14 protein-coding genes are annotated in these 18786 nt (G+C 46.8%); 1 reads left to right on the top strand and 13 read right to left on the bottom strand.

All coding sequences use genetic code 11. The annotated features are described in order from the left end of the window. Positions 1–72 precede the first annotated feature (72 nt). From ACFPFU_RS07355 to ACFPFU_RS07325, 7 genes are all read right to left on the bottom strand, one after another. Positions 73–2388, bottom strand: a complete 2316-nt coding sequence (locus ACFPFU_RS07355) for an aminotransferase class III-fold pyridoxal phosphate-dependent enzyme (protein WP_377063021.1) — start codon at positions 2386–2388, stop codon at positions 73–75. Continuing rightward, positions 2385–3500 carry a sialidase family protein gene (locus ACFPFU_RS07350; protein ID WP_377063019.1) on the bottom strand — a complete coding sequence of 372 codons (1116 nt, stop codon included), beginning with the start codon at positions 3498–3500 and terminating at the stop codon, positions 2385–2387. Before ACFPFU_RS07350 ends, ACFPFU_RS07355 begins: the two co-directional genes overlap by 4 nt. Further along, positions 3487–6012, bottom strand: a complete 2526-nt coding sequence (locus tag ACFPFU_RS07345; RefSeq protein ID WP_377063017.1) for a sodium:solute symporter — start codon at positions 6010–6012, stop codon at positions 3487–3489. Before ACFPFU_RS07345 ends, ACFPFU_RS07350 begins: the two co-directional genes overlap by 14 nt. Positions 6013–6015: 3 nt before the next feature. After that, positions 6016–6753: a phytanoyl-CoA dioxygenase family protein gene (locus ACFPFU_RS07340; RefSeq protein ID WP_377063015.1), complete on the bottom strand. Its 738-nt coding sequence runs from the start codon at positions 6751–6753 to the stop codon at positions 6016–6018. A 78-nt stretch (positions 6754–6831) separates the two neighbouring features. Beyond that, a complete protein-coding gene (locus ACFPFU_RS07335; protein ID WP_377063013.1) occupies positions 6832–7764 on the bottom strand; it encodes a 3-hydroxyacyl-CoA dehydrogenase NAD-binding domain-containing protein in 933 nt (310 codons plus the stop codon). Continuing rightward, positions 7761–9062: an aspartate aminotransferase family protein gene (locus tag ACFPFU_RS07330; protein WP_377063011.1), complete on the bottom strand. Its 1302-nt coding sequence runs from the start codon at positions 9060–9062 to the stop codon at positions 7761–7763. The genes ACFPFU_RS07335 and ACFPFU_RS07330 overlap by 4 nt, the downstream gene beginning before the upstream one ends. Next, complete coding sequence (locus tag ACFPFU_RS07325; protein WP_377063009.1) at positions 9055–10038, bottom strand: 3-hydroxyacyl-CoA dehydrogenase family protein; 984 nt, start codon at positions 10036–10038, stop codon at positions 9055–9057. The genes ACFPFU_RS07330 and ACFPFU_RS07325 overlap by 8 nt, the downstream gene beginning before the upstream one ends. A 476-nt stretch (positions 10039–10514) precedes the next feature. On the opposite strand from ACFPFU_RS07325, the gene ACFPFU_RS07320 reads away from it, so the two are divergent. After that, the gene (locus tag ACFPFU_RS07320; protein ID WP_377063007.1) at positions 10515–11393 is read left to right on the top strand and encodes an AraC family transcriptional regulator; all 879 of its coding nucleotides are present in this window, start codon (positions 10515–10517) and stop codon (positions 11391–11393) included. 15 nt (positions 11394–11408) lie between these two features. On the opposite strand, the gene ACFPFU_RS07315 is transcribed toward ACFPFU_RS07320, so the two are convergent. The 6 genes from ACFPFU_RS07315 to ACFPFU_RS07290 form a co-directional block, all read right to left on the bottom strand. Then, on the bottom strand, positions 11409–12860 hold the full coding sequence (locus tag ACFPFU_RS07315; protein ID WP_377063005.1) for a glycoside hydrolase family protein: 1452 nt from the start codon (positions 12858–12860) through the stop codon (positions 11409–11411). Positions 12861–12933: 73 nt separating this feature from the next. Further along, positions 12934–14130, bottom strand: a complete 1197-nt coding sequence (locus ACFPFU_RS07310; protein ID WP_377063003.1) for a sialidase family protein — start codon at positions 14128–14130, stop codon at positions 12934–12936. Positions 14131–14140: 10 nt separating this feature from the next. Continuing rightward, positions 14141–15157, bottom strand: coding sequence for a hypothetical protein (locus ACFPFU_RS07305; protein WP_377063001.1), 1017 nt, complete (start codon positions 15155–15157; stop codon positions 14141–14143). A gap of 21 nt (positions 15158–15178) precedes the next feature. Next, entirely contained in the window at positions 15179–16108 is a 930-nt protein-coding gene (locus ACFPFU_RS07300; protein WP_377062999.1) for a dihydrodipicolinate synthase family protein, read from the bottom strand. Next, on the bottom strand, positions 16105–17262 hold the full coding sequence (locus tag ACFPFU_RS07295) for a sialidase family protein (protein WP_377062997.1): 1158 nt from the start codon (positions 17260–17262) through the stop codon (positions 16105–16107). The genes ACFPFU_RS07300 and ACFPFU_RS07295 overlap by 4 nt, the downstream gene beginning before the upstream one ends. Positions 17263–17306: 44 nt before the next feature. Then, positions 17307–18770, bottom strand: coding sequence for a RagB/SusD family nutrient uptake outer membrane protein (locus ACFPFU_RS07290; protein WP_377062995.1), 1464 nt, complete (start codon positions 18768–18770; stop codon positions 17307–17309). Positions 18771–18786: the final 16 nt, after the last annotated feature.

The following is an 18786-nucleotide window of genomic DNA, read 5'->3' as shown; positions in this document are numbered from 1 at the left end:
AGAAAACACATCATCCCACCCAAATACTACTGTTAATCCACTCCGGCAAAACTTATTTTCTGTTCTTTACCTTTATATCAACCTCGAAAACCCACTCTTTGCAACCGGCCCCCGAAGCAGCTGCCGGTAATTACCCCTGCTTATTCCCTGTCCTATTTCCCGAAACACTTCCTCTATGGCAATCCGGTACTTTTCAATGACATGGTCATCGTGCGCCAACGTGGGATAAAAAGCTGTTCCCGCCAAAAACCCCCTATCCAGCATTTTTTGGGCATAAATGGTCCGGAGCAGCTCTGGATCTTCCTGCATAAAGGCAAAGCCTGCCAGACAGGGAAATCCCGTTACCTGAATCCGGATGCCTGTTTTTTCTGCTGCGATTTTCCAGCTATCCTGCACCTGGTTGCCCATTGCAGCAACATGACCAGCTACATCGGTTTGCCGCATCTGTTCCAAGGTGGCCAATGCTGCCACAGGACCAATACTTTCTGTCCAATAGGTGCTGCTGATAAAAGTACTGTGGGCCCCCTCCATGGCAGCTGTCGTGCCGATCACGGCGGCAATTGGATAGCCATTGCCCAAGGCTTTGGCAAAAACCGCCATATCCGGGTCCACTTTGTAGATCAGGTGGGCACCCCCAAAATGAAGTCGCCAGCCTACAGTGATCTCATCAAAAATCAAAACAATGCCTTTCTCCCTTGTCACTTTACGGATATGCTCCAAAAAACCGGATTGGGGATGTTCGTGTCTGCATGGCTCCATGATCACAGCTGCCAGCCGGTCCTCATACATGTCTATCAACTGCTGAAACCCTTCCCTATCGTGATAACGGAATGTAAGCGCAGTACCCCGAAGCTCCCTGGGAATGCCCAGCGGTTCAAGTCCCGCTAATAAATGTCCCCTCAAAGCATCCGACTCGCCTAAATTTGCCGCGAGGTACCAGTCGTGCCATCCATGGTACCCACAAACGGCCACCAAAGAACGGTCAGTGGTGGCTCGCGCTATCCTTACCGCAATGGCGCATGCTTCTCCACCTCCCCTGGCAAAACGAACCCGCTCCGCCCATGGATGGATACGGCAAAGTTCATCTGCAAGCGTTACCTCCTCCGGTGGGTTTAAAGTGGACATGCTCCCTAAATGCACTCTTCTGGTCACAGCTGCATTCACCGCAGGGTGACCATATCCCAACAAGCAGGATCCCACGGCATTGGTAGACATGTCATAATAGTGTTTTCCATCTGTATCCCACACCTCAGACCCCTGCGCTCTTTTAAAATAAGGCGGCCATAGGCCGGGTGCCATGTTTTCCGGCCTCTTGCTTAATAAATGTGTCCCACCGGGGATGCGTTTCTTCGCATGAAGGTATTGCTCCTGCCCATCTGCCACCTTAGGAGTTGACAAGCCCAATAGTTCCAGGCCGTTTTTCCAGAATATGTCTTCCCTATCACTGCAATTTAACCCAAACCATCGGGCGGCATTCATCAAAGCGCTAATGGATTCAACGCCTACCAGAAACGGCTTTCCCAAAGCATTCTCCTGAACGTAAGCGTCGTTGTCCAACCAAATGAACCCGGTGCCCAAACTTACCGCCCTTCCCCTGATCTGAGAAACCGGAAAATCGCTGCCCCATAAGAGTTTTTCCGGGCCAAAATATTTGAGGACGGAATAAATGGCTTCCGCCTCGCATATTCCCGACATATCGAACCAAATGTTTTCCAGCCCTTTCAAATACCGTATTCCCTCTGCATGAGCCGCATGAAAACTCCGGGCACAATGGGCAAGGATAAGCTTTACCTGAGCGTACTTCCGGCAGTAGGTTTTGATTTCTTCAATATTCCTTGGATCCAAAGCTGAGGCATCCCGCATGATGTGAAGCATGATCACAGCTTTTCTGTCATGCGCATGTTGCCAAAACCGCTCTGGACAAAAACCATTTATGGAGGATTGAGGAGTGGGTTTTTCTTCACTAAAAACATGATAAGGCTTAAATCCGACAATTTGGGGATTCCGGAAAAAGGAGTCGATTTCCAGCGCTGTGGTTTTGGGTGTAACCAGCATCAAACCCCTGGAAAGAGAGGATTGGCTTAGTTCCTGTGACAAAAACTGATTGGCCGCATAGACATCCACATTTGGCAAGGGAGCTGGGAAAAACAATCCTCCAAGCTGCGATGCCTCTTTAAAGAATAGCTTTGTATGGTTTCTCCACTGCTCAAACCCTACTGTCTCGGGGCCGTCGTTCCAAACACCCTTTGTTGTGGCCCTCAAATCTTCCCGGCGGTAGAGGTGGGCATGCATATCATATACCTTTTTGGGCAGAAACTGAACGACGCTTTCCATAAACTCTTGGTCGACAGGGAGGAATTCCCATTTGTTGGGTTTTGTTTGACTCATGGCATTGAAATTTTGACATAGGCGATTTCAGTATGGTCAGCGTCATGGCCTACATAATAATAGGCCATCAATGAATGTTCATCCAAATAAAGTAACTGCGGATGGCCTACAGAAAATTTATACATTTCCTCCCAGGCCCGGTTCATGTCCATGCGCTTGCTGTCCTGAGCCGGGCCTTGTCTATATATTTCGAGGCTTTGGGAATAAGTTTGTCCTAAGTCATCACTTATCCTGACGCTTATCACCGGTACTTCCGAGCGATCGATATCTATTGTTACAATCCTGCCATCCCTTAAACCGATGGGCCGTCCAGGCTGTCCATAAATTCCGGTATCCCATAATTTGGACCAGGAGCGACCTCCATCCTCACTTAAAGAAGCATGGATGTTCAGATAAGATTGTGTCACCCCATCAAAGGTCCAAAAAAAATTGACTACTGATGTTCCATCCTGCAAAACATTAGGCCGCTGGTCCCAGTAATATTTACCCGGTTCCCGGGTAACGGTTACCATATCGCCCCAGCTTTTCCCTTCATCTTGGGAAAAAATCAATGAGGAGCGATGGACCCACTCATGAGCGTCATGGGCATATTTGTTGATTTCAAACTGACAGGCGATCCGGCCATCCCGCAACTTAAAAGGAGGTCCGGTAAGGGGAACAGGCCCACCTGCTCCAGAAGTATCCATAAGTTGGGCATCACCCCAGGTTGCTCCACCGTCCATGGACATCGAAGTAAAAATCCTCGTATCTTTTAAGCTCTCATTGTGAGGATCATAATAGGGATTCTCAGGTTCTGAATGATCCACCCAATTGATAACGGCAAACACCCTTTCCCCTCCCAAAGACAGGAAATAAACGGTTTGACTTTGACCGGTTCTGCCCTCTACAGCAGGTAATGCCAACGGTTCAAAAGGTTCGCGCCAGCTTCGCCCACCATCATCAGACCATGTCATCATGGCACGTTTATGAAGAGGGTCTGTTTTCTTTTCGGCAGCCCTAAATCCAACCAAAATCCTGCCTGAAGGCAAGATTTCCATGGCTGGGAAAGTTTTGCTATGTGTCAGCCCCTGCTCTGCTCCCATCCGGACCGTATCCCTGCTAATGATTTTCATCTTCCCATATTTTGTGGATCCTATTGCTTACCGTTTCCCTGTTGCCCAATAACTGAACATCGACGTAACTGGCCACCATGCCCAAAATGATTCCCGCCAACAGCGCCGCAGGCATAATGAACAAGACCTCAATCCCCATATACTTGAAAAAAGCCACCGCTACCGCCATCACTATGCTGCCCACCCCGCCGATGAATACACCCCGTGCGGTAGCAAAAGGAATGAACAAAGCCATAAAAAAAAGCACAAACAACGGGGAAACAAACAAGTTGACCACTTTGACGATGACGTCATAAAGGTTGCCCTCCACCTTGCTGATAAACAAACTCAGTATCAAAGTGAATAGTCCAACTAAAAGAGACAAAAGCCTTATTCTTTTTAACTCGTTGGTTTGGCGATGGGGCCTTTTTTTAAACCTTTTCATCAGGTCTTCTGATATAACAGAAGAAGTCGCATTGAGGCCTGAAGAAAGGCTCGACATGGCTGCGGCCAGGATACCTGCGGCCACCAGCCCTGAAATGCCTATGGGCAAGCCCACCAGAATAAACCTTGGAAACAACACATCGGCATGGGTAGCGACAGACTCATTGGGAGCCAAAAATTGAGGGTTTGACATGAAATACGCCATCACCGCCAATCCCACCAAGCCCAGGAGACTTTGGGCGACGAAACTTGTGATCAGGGAGACCCCAAAGGTCTTTCTCGCGGACCTTAGATTTTCAGTAGCTAAAAACCGTTGTATGGACATTTGGTCTGAACCGGATGAAGCCACATACCAGATAAAGGTCATCAATAAAGCATTCCCAATGCTGAGACGCTCTGTGGCCACTATGCCCCATCTCAATTCCCCCCAATGCGAAAGCCATCCGGAAGGCAACCAGGCAGAGAAGGACCCATAATATACACTCACCACAATGATTGTCAGTAAGGCTCCCCCCAACAACACCACAGATTGGATCACATCGGTGAATACCACCGCCTTCAGTCCCCCCATCGTGGTGTAAATAATCGTCACGCCAATCAATACGAAGCTGATCAAAAAAACATTGCTGTCTGACCCTTCAAATCCGAAAATTGATATCACCGCAGTATTGACGGTGATGAAAATGATGGTACCCATCCATAAAAACCTCAGGGAAAGGAAAAAGAAAATAGCCAGCATTCTGATGCTGAGTCCCAGGTTGATTTCCAGTAATTCATAAGCGCTGGTTACCTTCAGCTTCATGAATTTCGGTATCAGAAACCAGCCTACTACATAATGTATCATTGGGAAAGCCAGTACACCGGAGAATACCACCGGCCCATATTTAATCATTTCTCCCGGATAAGACAGGTAACTCAAAGAACTCAGCAGGGTAGCGAAAAGGGACAGACCAACCGCTATGGGGTTCATTTTTCCACCCCCGAGCAGGTAGTCCTTCTCATTTCTGTTTTTCTTTGAAAAGGCATAGCCGACAACCATCATGCCTACGAGATAAAGTATGACCACCACCCAATCCCAATACGCCAATCGATGGGTTCTGTTCTTCTCCATTCTTAAAATGGCATAGGCCGCAGTGGCCCGGACATCTGCATCGGCAGGGGAAAAAATGGCTCCGGACCGGGATTCTTGCGGCACAACGATGGGGTCATCTCCCCGCAACAAGGAAAGCAATATGGGAAAATCCTCCATGTTTCCCTTTTCTCCCAGCGCCAAGGCCATTTCCATCCTTTCCCCCTTGCTCTGGGCATTTTGCAATTCCAGCAGTACCCGCCTTATTTCTTTAAGAAATTCACTGTTTACATTTTCACCGTCAGCGAGGATGTATGCGGCACTTAACAAGTATACTTTGGCCATAGAATCCCCCGGCTCGTTCAATGCCAGAGATGCCAAGACCGTCCAGTCATCTGTCCCTATATGGCCATGGTGACGGAGAGCATAAGCTGCCTGCATCAGGGTAAGCTTGTCCTGAGTTTCGGTTTGGATATATTCAAAGAGTGGATTCCAGTTTCTCTCCCCGTTTCCCGCTCCGTTTAAGCTCGCCCAAAGCGTATAAATATACAGGCTATTCCGTTCTCCTTCCAATATGCTGGATACCTGGTCGGGTGCCAAATCAGCAATTGGCACACCCAGTTTTGCCAATGTTTCGGCCGCATGAACCCTGTCTTGTCCGTCTGGGTCTTTGAAAGCTGTTATGATTTTTTCCAGGTATTCCTGACGGGTACTGTCATCGCGGGCAGACTGTGCCAAAACCCGCCAAATACCAATCCTGTATGGTGGCTTATTGCCGAATTTCTCAGCTTCCTTCAGATAAATATCAAACACCTCCCCAGTATAACCTGACCATATTTTGTACTCAGCTGCATGGACTTTCACCCATTCTTCCTGATGCTCCAGGACCTTATCCAGCGTTTTATAAGCCTCCTCCCTGATGGTGGCTGAAACAGGGCTTGTATTTTCCTGACAACCCCATAAAACCAAAGAAGTAAAACCAAAAAAAACTAGTAAGCATGCAGGCCTTGGAATCAACATGAGCTATGGTTGTTTATTCAGAGATGCCACATAAGCTTCCTTGGCCGCGACATCTTCCTTGGCAGATACCCCAAAATAAATCAATCCCATTGCTTTTCTGGTTCGGGTCAAACTGGTATTCTGGCTGGCCCTATGGATGGTAAGAGCGTGGTGGACCAAAAGATCCCCCGGCTTGGCAGGAAAGAAGACTTCGTTATCCAAATCGCTTTTTAATCCAAAATCAGCAATACCTTGAGAAAACCCCAAGGTGTTGGTGGCAATGTGGGGCCGCATGCCTTTTTTGTGAGAGCCTTTTACATAACTCACCCAGCCGTTTTCTCGGTCCACCTCTTCAAGCGCCATCCACATGGTCACTGCCCTCATGGGTTCCAACATGAAATAATACCCGTCTTGGTGGGGTGGAGTGGCCTTGCCAATTCTCGGCGGCTTATTGAAATATTCCAAGGTTTTGCCGGTTACCTTTTCTTCCAGCAAAACTTCTGCAAGCCGGGTAAAAGTACTGTCGAAAAGGATATCGGCGAAAAACGGATCATAAACCTGTAAGTCCTGAAGCATTTTGAGGGTGGAGAGATCGCCGGTATCCTCATATTTCACATGTTGTGAAGGCATAGTTTGCACCTTTTCCGCTATTACTGCCGATAATTTGGTGAGGATTGTTTCCACGTTTTCCTGAGAGAGAAAACCCGGAAGATACACATACCCATCCCTGTCAAAATGTTTTTTGATCTTATTTGTCTCCATTTTTCAAACGAGTTAAATCATTGGCTGCCAAAATGTCTTTTTCCATGTTTATTTCAAATGCCTCTTAACCTTCCAGGCTTATTTTCCCGGAAAAGGGTATCGCATCATGATTTTCTTGATTTCCTTACTGAATTTCAAAAAGGAATTTTCCTGCTCTTGGATTTGATCAGATTCATATTTGTAAATACCCTTGCTGTGTTCCATTCCTCTAACTCCTTCTTCCTTCAGAACTTTTAAAAATGATGTCGGCAACTCAGTCATTTTTGAAAGTTCCGGGTTCAAATCTTTCATCACCACGCCATACAAATAGGTCCCCATCAGATCCATGTAGCGGCAATTTCCCGCAAAAGGAAGATAATATCCCGGATCATTCCTACAGGCCCGGTCAATGTCCTCTTCCTCCACGTAGCCGCCTTCAACTAAGTATAAGGCTTCCCGCACCAATGCCGCCAAGAGCCTTGACCGGATGCTTCTGCCTTTTTTCAATACATAAGGATCTTTCCCCCAGTGATCCCGGACCAATTCCATCAAACCGTTCACCATCTCCAAATTGTTTACGGGTAGGGTGATCAGTTCCGCAAAGAAAGTATGGTGGGCCGGTCGGACCCAATTAAGTCCCATTATCCTGTGAGGGCATTTTGTCCCTTCATGAAGCGCCTCTAAAGTATAGCTTTCTGAGTTGACGACGATCAAAGTATCTGAATCGATTTGACCCTCTATATTTTGAATCTCTTCTTTTTTAAGGTCCAAATCTTCTTTTGTGATAATCACGACCAAGTCCGCCTGCCGGATTGACTCTTCTCCTTTGAGTGAACCGTACCTGCCCTCCACCCTGTCAGTCATATCATGACCATCATCTTGAGTCGCCAACCCGGTAATGACCGTGGGATCTATTTTGCCATACACGCGATGACCGGCCCGGATCAAACAAAAAATAACTTCAGAGGCGGTGCTGGATTCCCCTACCACCGCAATCGGGCAATTTTCATATTTCCTGATGCGATGGTTCATTGTCTCAGAATCTTTTCGGACACTTCCAATGCACTGTCAATATCTCCTTCGTCATGAACTGCGCTGATGTACCAAAGTCCCCGGCCAATGACCCTTATGCCGGCATCATGTAAGCCTGCCACAAAAGCCCTTAATTTGCCTTGGTCGAACTGTAACACATCCCTGAAGTCATTGGCCTTCTTCAATTGGGTAAAGCCCGTATGCACGACAGGGCCGATACCCTGGACCAATAAGTCTTTTCTGTATCTGGAGGAAATTTCACGGAGGCCGGATCTCAGTCTTTCTCCTAATTCAAACATCTTGTCATAAGGCTGGTCCCGTTCCAGAATATTAATCGTTGCCAAAGCCGCGGCCACTGTGGGGTTACAGGTGTTCATGGTACCTGCATGAATTACCCGGGCGGAAGCTATTTCTTCCATCCATTCCTTTTTGCCAACAATGGCACTGATCGGATAACCACTGCCAATGGCCTTGGCAAAGATGGATAGGTCGGGGGTAACACCAAAAAAACGCTGTGCCCCCCCTAAACCTAACCTAAAGCCTGTAATGACTTCATCGAATATCAAAGCAATTCCATATTGATCACATAAATCCCTGAGACCCTGCAAATAGCCCTCCTTGGGGGGGATGCAGCCGCTGTTGCACATCACAGGCTCAGTGATGATGGCCGCCACTTCTTGATGGTGTTTGGAGAGGGCCAGTTTCACCAGTTCCAGATCATTCCATGGAAGCAGGTGAAATTCGTTTCGTGAGTCAGGAGGCAAACCTTGGCTCCAGGGGAAAACTTTTGGATTCTCTCTCGCTCCCATATCTTCCACCGCCGGTGCGGATATTCCATAGCACACATTGTCCAACCATCCATGGTAATGCCCCTCAAACCGCAGGAACTTGGACTTTCCTGTTTTAGACCTGGCCACCCTCAAGGCGGTTTGAACGGCCTCGGAACCATCCAGACAGAACCGCATCAGTTCCGCCGACGGGATAAGTCGCTGTAAAGTCTCCGCCAATTCGATCTCCTTTATGTGCTGACCTGCATACAGTTGTCCGGATTGGGTATACTGATGGACTTCCTTCAGGATTTCCGGGTGGGAATGGCCTAAAATCATTGGCCCCTGACTAAGCGTGAAATCCAGGTATTCATTCCCATCCATGTCATAAATCCTGGTACCCAAGGCATGGGTGTAAAACAAGGCATGGGGGTGGTTGTATTTCCTAAATTCCGAAGACACCCCGGATGCCAGGACATTTTTTGCCCTTTCCAACCATTCTTTTGAATGTTTGTATCTATTTTCATTCATGGAACTGTTTCTTTTTTCGGGTAGGCGAATAAGCTGAAGCCAAATGATAAATATCCTCATTGAAAGCCGCAAAAGACCTTTCCCACTCCTGGGCTTCTCCGGCAGTATATGAATAAAGCCCGCGTTGGTTTTGAATACCTCTGGCTTTTGCTTCCACCATCCGTTGCATGAGAAGGGGTACTTTATCTGAATTACACAATGTAGGAAAAATCCGTCCAAATGCTTCCGCAAAATCCTCCAAACCCAACTGATCCATTCTTTGGAAGACCCCCATAAAGGTCATCCAAGACCCCGCATCATACCGGAAAGATTTATCGGCATCTTCAACGGTTGTTTCTCCGTTCTCGATCAAATGAAAAATCTCCCGGTACACGGCATACATTAGCCTGTTGGTGACAAAACCCCGGATATCTTTTCTCAGAAAGGTGGGTTCTTTATCCCAGAAATGGGCCAATTCAAGCACCCACCGGGCGCCGTCTTCCGCTGTCTGCTCTCCTTTGGTTATTTCAAGAAAGCGGGTCATATAAGCAGGCTCGGCCCAGTGGACTCCCATAAAACGGGATGGGTTTGGAACCAGTTTCTGTAGTATGCTGATAGGAATGGCAGAGGTATTACTGGAAATAATGGTATTCATACCGGTGGCGGCCACTATTTTTTGATATACCTCACCTTTGATTTCTTCGACTTCCGTAACACATTCCTGCACCAGTTGGCAATCCTTTAAGTGATGATAATCTTCTGAAAGGGTCAATCGCTCCAAATATGCTTCAATCGGTCTTTCCAGCAACCCACAGGCTTCAGCATGCTTCAGTTGGTCTATGATCCGGGGCAGAGCATCCTTCATGTCATTTTTTTTAGGAGCAATCCCTTTTACAGGATGTCCTGAAATCAGCAATGCCACCACAATGCTGCTGCCCATCAGCCCCAGCCCGACTACTCCTATCTCAATATTCAAAATATCCTGATTTTTTATCATAAAAGCCTAATTATCCCGATTAAAAATCCCATTCCTCTTAAATAAAATTTTTATTTAAAACCATTTTGCTTAATACTTAATCAAAAGTATCACTACCTCACAAAACAAACTATTATTATTATTTATAATTGTGGTACTATTTTTCATTGGGGTTTGGCTGTCAGATGGTAGCCTCATGCGTTTTCCGTTAAGATCCCTGTTTTCAAAAAAACATGACATCCGCTGCTTTTTCATTTCAAAAAGTACCCGTTCAATGACCTGATCACCCTATTTATGTCATAAGGGCCTATTCGCTATTTTGTTGCCTGAAATTTCACTGGCCACCCAATTCATCTCCATTCATGCAAAGTGTCTCTAAAACGATAAGATTAACTGTTACTATTGTTTATATTTATGATACTATTTTACAGTTTACCAAATAGTGCTTTTTTATTTATCTTCTTCATTTTATATTAATAATAGAAAATAGGGGTACTATGAAATCAATAGAAGTTAGACTACCGCAGGATTTCGACAAATCATTTATTGTCTTCAAAGAAAAAGGAAAATATTTTCCCTGCCCTTGGCATTACCATCCGGAATATGAATTGGTACTTGTATTAAAAAGCACCGGCAGAAGAATGGTAGGAGACCATATCGGATATTTTCAAGAAGGTGATTTGGTATGTATGGGTCCCTATCTGCCCCATGTATGGGTTAATGATTCTTTATTTATCAACGGACAGGCAGGCTACGAAGCCGAAGCCATTGTCATCCATTTTCAGGAAGACTTTTTAGGGGAAGACTTCCTTAAGATCCCTGAGATGGAAACCCTGCGCAACTTTCTCAAGCTCTCCCACAGAGGCTTGGCCCTGCGGGGAAAAACCAAAGAACAGATCAACGCCTTGATGGAGGGCATGATCAATATGAACGGAATCCAGAGGCTGTCCAGTCTGCTGTCTATTTTTGACATCCTATCCCAGACAAAAGAATACGAGCTGCTTGCAAGCCCAGGCTACCTCGACCAAATTGATCCCCATGGTTCCGATAGGCTTACCAAGATCAAAGAATATATCCACAAAAATTTTGACAAGGACATTTCCCTTCCCGAAGTAGCGTCGATGGCAAACATGGCCGTAACCACTTTTTGCAACTTTTTCAAGGAACAATACCGGACTACTTTCGTAGAATACCTGCATACCGTTAGGCTGGGACATGCCTGCAAGTTACTTTCCGAAACAGACATGAATATCGTGGAAGTGGCCTACGAATGTGGCTTTAACAATCTGGCCAATTTCAACCGCCAGTTCAAAAAGCACAAAAAGATGACTCCCACTCATTTCAGGAAAATCGTGAATATGCAGGAAGTAGCTTAACCCTCACTATCCCTTTTATTGGAACCGGAAAGCATACAGGTCGGCATCTTTAAGGAGAATCCTCATTTTGATAGGCCTGCCCGCCAAAGCAGAAACGTCACTGCTTCCATTCCAATAGACCTTTCTGGAGATTTCATTGCCTATAAGTGGCTGGGCATCCTCTAAGGAAAATCCAGGGAGGGCATTACCCTCAACATCCGTCAATTCAATCCTTACTTCCCCCGCCGCAGAAGTGGAAAAATTCAGTTCCAGGGATTCCCCCTTAAAAATAAAACTTTTTGTCAACATCTCTCCCCCTTCATACCCCGCCGATAAGGATGCGAACCCATCGAGTCTCAAGGAGTACCTTCTGAGGTGGGCCGTGGGCTGGGCATAATCCTGGTTTACATAGATGGACAATTCATGCGCCCCGGTCTGTACGACATTCAGTGCAGGATAGTTGGATCGGGAAACCCAGTTCTGCAAACCTACGCCAGGCCGGATAAACGACTCCATGAATTCGCGATCGTAACCGGATCCGCCCCTTGATGACATCAAAACCACATCTGAGCAGTCATTATAATACTTGGGGTTGACATTCAGCAAGGCCGCCTCTTCATCGGAGACGACTTTTCTGTTGGGCATGAACCTGGCTCCAATTGCCAAATAAATGTGAGGAGCCCTGAAATAGGGGCTGGTTTGTTGCGTGTATAGGTGTTCGTAGGGCTTATCGCCAAATCCCATGGGCTCGGGATCTGTCCAATGCACAAAATCCTTGGAAGTGGTCCTGCTAACCGAGCGAAAGCCTTTATATCCGCCTTCTGTCCAGGTGCGGAAATAACAGACATACATTTTTTCTTTCTCAGACCAAAAAGCTACATTTTGGGAATCAAATACCCCTTGGGTAAAAACGGGTTCTTCTTTTAGCTTTTTCCAATTCAAACCGTCTGAAGAAACAAAAGCGACCAGGCCACTTTGTGAGGTACCACCCAGCGCCTTGAATTTTTCCGACCCTTTCGCATGGGGATTTTTGTCCAAAAAAGGGCTAAAGTTATGGGTAATTGGAGCGGCGTTGGCCAAAATCACATTGGTGTCCCTGACCCCGTTTACCTCATGAATACCCAAACTGGGCTTATGCCACTCAATGCCGTCCCGGGATTCAGCGTAGCAGGTGACCTCGGCTTCATTGCCATCTTTTCCCGCGGTGGGAACCCCCCTGTAATAAGCCCTAAACACCTCCCCGTCATGGATAATGGTGACATAAGCAGAGAATGCCCCTTCCCATGGTTTATCAAAATAAAAGACCTGTCCTTCATCTATGGGCGGGTGCATTTTCAATCGGGCACTTTCCAGGTTTTCTATTAAAAACCTATCCACAAAAAGCTCTCGTTGGTCACCAATAAAAATGGGCGGATCAACCTGCCCATAAGAGGCTTCCAAACATAAAACCAGCAGTAAAATAGCCCTGTAAATGTAGGTTGTCCTCATGGAAAAAAGGGTTTGATGGAACGGTTGAAAGTTTAGGGTTCTGGATGTCGTATGGGTGAAATATAGACTGATTTCAATCGATTTCCAAAATGGTGCCTGCTATATGCCGGTTACCATTGTCCGTATTGAAATAATAAGTGACCAAAACACGTTTGTCATCCAATATAACTGCCCACGGATACCCGATATCGGTGCTTCCACCGTCTTCCCTCAACACAATTTCACTTGCCGTGGCAAAATCCGTGCATTCAGGATTCAGTACCTTTGCCCTGATGCCATATGGCTTATGCCTGTAACCATACACCAAAAGTACCCTGTCATCCGGAAGTCTTAGAGCCTGCAAGGGGTGTCCCTGAAATCCCATCGACTCCCATTGGCCAAAGCTTTTGCCGCCATCTTTGGAGCGGGCAATGACTGCCTGATCATCAAATCCACCAGTCCTGATAAACGCGACCAAATCACCCTTGGGTGTTTCATAAATGGATGCTTCATTGAACACCACGGTATCATCCACCGCCACCGGACAGGAATATTCCCAAGTCATCCCCTTATCTTCTGAAATCAATAAATAATTTGATGTCTTACGAGGGGATTCGGAATCGTGTGCCGCCACCGCCCAAAATATCCTGCCGTCTTTACCTTCATATAATGCACCCCGATTATAGGCCGGTATGGGGTTTCCAAGAGGTGAATAATTGATCTCAGGGGAAATATGAGGCGGGTAGTATGGGCCTTCCCATTTATTGCCGCCATCAGTAGAGCGAAGAACATATCCTCCCAAAAACACCCACCCATTTTTATTTTGCACATTTGGTTTTTTGATGTTTTCCAGGCCTTCCTGAGAAAGAAATGCCCAGCCATAACTGGTACAAAGCAGGATACCATCCTTCAACTGTAAAAGACAGGGGTCCTGAGAACCACCAAAAGCATGGGCATACAGCAGTTCAGGTTCTTTTGACCAATTGAGCCCATCCTTGGACCTCAACTGGACCAAATAGCTGTTGGGATCCACATGACTATAGCCGCTTTCCCTGAAAACACTTCTATCGGGGGCTCTCCGGAAAGCCAAAAGGAATTCACCATCTGCCTTTTTTATTACTGAAGGAAATGCCGAGTAATATTGTTGATCCTGATAGATGATCAAATCCTCGATTTTTCTCACACCCCGGTGAGTAGTATCCGAAGTTGTGAAAACCGTTTCAGCATATCCGGCAAAGGATAGCCATGAAACAAACAGCAGCATAAAAATATTTTTTAATTCACACCTCATTTTTTGATGATTAATTGAGTTGACTGATTGGAATTTTAGCGAGGTAAATATTGGATTTTTCTTCATGGCTGGAATAATAGACCACCCATAGCTGTTTTTTGTGTAGCCACATCCCCGGATAGCTGGTGTCTCCTCCGCTGGGAAGCACCAGGGTATTTTGGATGTTTCCTTTCAGGTCCGTAGTAAAAATTCCGGTTTTCGGACCATTTTCCTGATGATACCTAGACCCCAGAACCATGCGGTCATCGCCCATCAACAGGAAGTTGGGTCCACCCAGCCTTATGCCTAATTTGTTATATTCCCAGTTTTGATAAGGGGGTTCACTTGTAGCCAACACCCCCATTCTGTCATCCGCTTCCCTTCTGACCACCACATACATTTTCCCGTTGTTATCGAAACGCACGGTTGCCTCGTTGGGATTGCCGCCGGTATCAATCTGTGATACCTTTTCATAATGTTTCCCGTCTTTTGTTTTCAGAAGGTAGGTCTCCCAGCCCCCCTCTTTGATCTGATAGATGACTCCATAGCCTACATCTTCGTGCCATGTCAAGCTCCAAATCCAGTCCAAAGAGGGCGAAAGGTCCATGGTGGTTTTCTCAAGCGCAGTGAAGTCCAGTCCCTTTTTGTCTGAAAACGAAACCATCGGAAAAAGCACCTGGTAACCTTTATCATAAACCCCGACGGCTGTCAGCACCATAATCCTTCCTTCAGGGGTAACCGATAACCTGGCTTCCCGCACGTCCATATCATCCATTTCCAATAAGCCCACCTCTTCCCATTGATTCCCATCTTTTGACCTTATGATCCTCACCTGACCGCTTTTGTCAGGCATATGGTTATTGCCCTCCCGTACGGCTACATAGAAATATCCCCTAAACCGTATCAGATCAGGAAAGGCGTTGTGGGGAGCCTTATCCCATATTTTTTGAACAGGTACAGGGGAATCCTTCTCTTGTTGCCTTGCCTGTACCTGCCATACCCCGACAACCCACGTAATGACTAAAATGTACTTCACTAAATTTATCATATCCTTGTGTTTGCTGTTAATTTAAAGAATAAATTCAGGAATAATTTCTTTGGCTTCTTTTCTTACCTTATCCACGTCTGATTCCGGAATCCCCCTGTATGGCCATTTTAACCGGGTTTCTATCCTGCACCATCCGCCTATCCTGGCAAGAAACTTGTCGACCGCGGTATTCGAATATCCGTAGTCAGTGATATAAGGTAGAATACTGTCCTGAAAAAAAGATTGGATCCTTTTTTCCATGCTTACAGCCGCATCCGCATTTTTCAACATCATTCCGTACCATAGCTGGGCTGCTGTGGGATTAAGACAAGCCACATTCGAATACGAGCCGTGCGCTCCCTGCTGGATGCCTGTAGCCAGCTTATGTCCGGCAACAAAAACAGAGATATTTCTTAAAACCCCATTCATGGCCTTATACCAGTTGTCATCTCCTCCTGCCACTTTACATCCCACCAGAGGTATCCCAGCGTCCAAAATCTTCTCAAAATCGTGGGGAAGCAGGACTCTTTTGGCATGGGGAGGATTGTACAGGACCAATCCGACAGGGTCAGCCCAGGCCGCCAGTTTTTCCAGGAAAATCAGTGTTTCTTTTGAAGATGGCGGGTTCCAATCGGGAAGTATAACCTGAATGGCCGAAGGTTTCCAACTTTTCGCTCTTTTTACCCTTTCCAGAGAAATAACCGGACTCATATGTCCACAGCCAATCTGAAATGGAACTTGTGCCTCTTCACATTTTCGCGACAGCAAATCATGTAGTTGGTCAAATTCATCCTCTGTCTGATTATAAAATTCCCCGGCAGTCCCATTGGTGTAAATACCGTTTACTCCTGACTGGAGCAGGTGTTCGATTTCATCCTCCAACAACGCATAATCGATGCTTTCGTCCTCTCTTACCGGCAAAAACAGTGTAGCCCAGGTGCCATATATTTCTTGAGCTTTTAACGGTATCATCTTTCCTGGCCAGGTGGAAATTCCCAGATCACCGTACCCATATGGTAGCGCTGGTGGGAGGGGATACCTTTGGAATAATACAGGGTCATGATACTTCCATCCTCCAACTGCACACTGGTCGGGTACCCACAATCCACGCCAAAATCCAGATCATCTATCACCAGCCTCTCCTCACTCCAGGTGATCCCGTTGTCTCTGCTGGTTTTGACCGCAACGCCTCTTTGACCTTCCTTTCTGTTGCCATAAGTAAGAAGCAAGCTGCCATCATTTAAAGCGGTCAGATGTCCCGGATGCTGGTTATCGCCGGTAAGTGAGCCCACAAATTGCCAGCTTTGCCCATCATCGCCACTCTGAAAGAGATCCATGGCCTGGCCCGCCCTCCATCTCCTGGCAGCAGCCACCCAATTACCCTTGCCATTGTGATAAAAGGCTGTTTCATTATGTCCCCCCGAAAAAGCCGTTTCCCCACTTCCTTCACTGATATAGGACCACCTGCTCCAGGTACCCCCGTCATCTTCACTTTTAAACATGGCCACTTTATTGATGGCTTTATCCAATGACTGTGCGTAAGCCAAGACCCGCAAAGTCCCGTCCGCGCCGACAAGTATGTCGCCAAAAGGAATGAAATTCGTCATACCCTCTTCCGCTGCGGGAAAGGCATCCTTGTCCACTTCCCATGTGCTGCCCCCATCTTTTGACCTGGATACCCAGGCTCTCAATACCCCGTCCAGAGACATTTGACCTCCAGGCTCCTTTGCCGGCAATAAGGACCAGCCGGATGCGATGACCAAAACATCTCCGTTTGAGGAAATTCCGGCCGCCACGTTCATCCGGTTGGTCAGGGATTCATGTGAAGCCGGGTTGCCACTAAATTGCCAAAAACGGCCATTATCGGAAGAAACATAGCATGCCACACTGCCTTCGTTCCTGGCATGGCTCGGCTGATCAAAAATAGTGGCTATGCGGGTCCCGTCCGCCAGATTCGTAAGATTGGGCCAGGCACACACATTGTCTATCGATACATACCTTTCCAACACCTCTACCTTGCCAGCCAATCTTTCGCTGCGGGTGCTGTCTCCTTCGCTGTGGGCAAATGAGCCTATACAAATCAGACAACTTAACAACATCAATATGCAATTTCTCCTATTTGCCATATAGCTGTACATTTGTTCTAAATTAAAGTAGAAATACGGGTTCATCAATACCCCGGGTTTTGCTCCACCAAAGGTTCTTGGCTCAAGACGGTGTTAGCAATGGGGAACAGCAACAGGTGATCCTGTCCCTGACGGTTTTGCAATGCGGGTACAAGCTCAAATGCCTTACCGAAACGCACCAGGTCCCACCATCGTTTCCCCTCATGCAAAAGTTCAAACAGCCTTTCCTGAAGTATGGCTTCATCATTCTCCTCCCTGCTTCGGTTTTCAAAGGCATGTTGCGGAAAATGAGATCCGTAGGCACGCTGCCTGACCAAGTTCATCTCTTCTGAAGGGTCCATTCCCAAGGCATTTTTGGCTTCGGCTTTCATCAACAGCACATCCGCATACCGGTATAGAATAGGGTCGCTCAGAAACACCCTGTTTCCTCCTATGATGGTTCCCTGGAATTTCTGCTGGATATTTGTCAGGTAATTTCGCTGACCGTTTTCGTCAATGGTATGAATCTCAAAAAAGGAAACATCTCTTCTGGAATCATCGGATGAAAATTGGCTTCTTACCAAATCCGAAGTAATCATTAGGCCTTGTCCTCCCCCTATGGGGAATATTTTGTCCCGGGTTGCCTGATCGATATTACTGGGTGCTGCCGCTCCTATGATCCACATGAACCATAAATAATTCCCCGGTTCAAGATCCTGGTGGCGGATACTCAATAGAATTTCCCTGTTTCCCTTATTTTCAAAAGCGAATACATCCTCAAAATCGGCCAGCAGTCCCACATCTGCCTGATCCACTTCATTCAAAGCAGATAATGCTGTCTCCAAGTCGTTGTTTCCTCCACCCAACCTTTTGGCAGTCCACAGATAGACATCCCCTTTAAGGGCATTTGTAGCAGGTTTGGACCAGACGGATCTTCCCAGGGAAAAACCCTGGTCAGGAAAAAGCTGCAGGGCCAAGTCCAGATCCTGCTTGATCAGCTGGAATACCTCCGTTTGGGAAACACGTTCCCGGAGCGTGACATCCGCACCAAAACCTTCTGTAGGTTCGGTCCGGATAATCAGATCCCCCCAAGTCTTGGTCATGACAAAGTATATATACGCTCTCATGGCATGGGCCTGCGCCAGTATATCATGTTTTCTGGATTCAGAGGCAAAGGAAATATCCGGCACATATTTAATGATCAGGTTGGCCGAATTGATTATCCTATAAAATGCACTCCAATCGGGATGCCCTGGAGTATCTGCGTTCATTTCATTTCTGTGAAGGATGAAAACCCCTTCCCCGAATAAGCCTGGAGACAATACTTCACTTCTGTGTTCTCCAACTTGATGCAGCGCCTGGGCCACGCCTCTCAATTCCACATACATCCCCATCAAAGCCCCCTCTGCGTCGTTTTCGGACTTCCAGAATGAATTGGTGGTGATCACACTGGTTGGGTCTACATCCAGATTATCCGTACATGCCCCGGACCAAATCAATGATGTAGCCAGGACAATATATATTTTCATATTTTTCATGGTTTCA

Source organism: Negadavirga shengliensis (assembly GCF_042652345.1).
Taxonomy (GTDB): Bacteria; Bacteroidota; Bacteroidia; order Cytophagales; family Cyclobacteriaceae; genus Negadavirga; species Negadavirga shengliensis.
The sequence above is the reverse complement of the archived record's forward strand: the minus strand, read 5'-3'. Positions and strand labels throughout refer to the sequence as shown.

What these genes read in the sequence shown, in the direction of transcription:
- ACFPFU_RS07355 (WP_377063021.1), bottom strand. Translation starts at nt 2,388, where the DNA reads ATGAGTCAAACAAAACCCAACAAATGGGAATTCCTCCCTGTCGACCAA.
- ACFPFU_RS07350 (WP_377063019.1), bottom strand. Translation starts at nt 3,500, where the DNA reads ATGAAAATCATTAGCAGGGATACGGTCCGGATGGGAGCAGAGCAGGGG.
- ACFPFU_RS07345 (WP_377063017.1), bottom strand. Translation starts at nt 6,012, where the DNA reads ATGTTGATTCCAAGGCCTGCATGCTTACTAGTTTTTTTTGGTTTTACT.
- ACFPFU_RS07340 (WP_377063015.1), bottom strand. Translation starts at nt 6,753, where the DNA reads ATGGAGACAAATAAGATCAAAAAACATTTTGACAGGGATGGGTATGTG.
- ACFPFU_RS07335 (WP_377063013.1), bottom strand. Translation starts at nt 7,764, where the DNA reads ATGAACCATCGCATCAGGAAATATGAAAATTGCCCGATTGCGGTGGTA.
- ACFPFU_RS07330 (WP_377063011.1), bottom strand. Translation starts at nt 9,062, where the DNA reads ATGAATGAAAATAGATACAAACATTCAAAAGAATGGTTGGAAAGGGCA.
- ACFPFU_RS07325 (WP_377063009.1), bottom strand. Translation starts at nt 10,038, where the DNA reads ATGATAAAAAATCAGGATATTTTGAATATTGAGATAGGAGTAGTCGGG.
- ACFPFU_RS07320 (WP_377063007.1), top strand. Translation starts at nt 10,515, where the DNA reads ATGAAATCAATAGAAGTTAGACTACCGCAGGATTTCGACAAATCATTT.
- ACFPFU_RS07315 (WP_377063005.1), bottom strand. Translation starts at nt 12,860, where the DNA reads ATGAGGACAACCTACATTTACAGGGCTATTTTACTGCTGGTTTTATGT.
- ACFPFU_RS07310 (WP_377063003.1), bottom strand. Translation starts at nt 14,130, where the DNA reads ATGAGGTGTGAATTAAAAAATATTTTTATGCTGCTGTTTGTTTCATGG.
- ACFPFU_RS07305 (WP_377063001.1), bottom strand. Translation starts at nt 15,157, where the DNA reads ATGATAAATTTAGTGAAGTACATTTTAGTCATTACGTGGGTTGTCGGG.
- ACFPFU_RS07300 (WP_377062999.1), bottom strand. Translation starts at nt 16,108, where the DNA reads ATGATACCGTTAAAAGCTCAAGAAATATATGGCACCTGGGCTACACTG.
- ACFPFU_RS07295 (WP_377062997.1), bottom strand. Translation starts at nt 17,262, where the DNA reads ATGGCAAATAGGAGAAATTGCATATTGATGTTGTTAAGTTGTCTGATT.
- ACFPFU_RS07290 (WP_377062995.1), bottom strand. Translation starts at nt 18,770, where the DNA reads ATGAAAATATATATTGTCCTGGCTACATCATTGATTTGGTCCGGGGCA.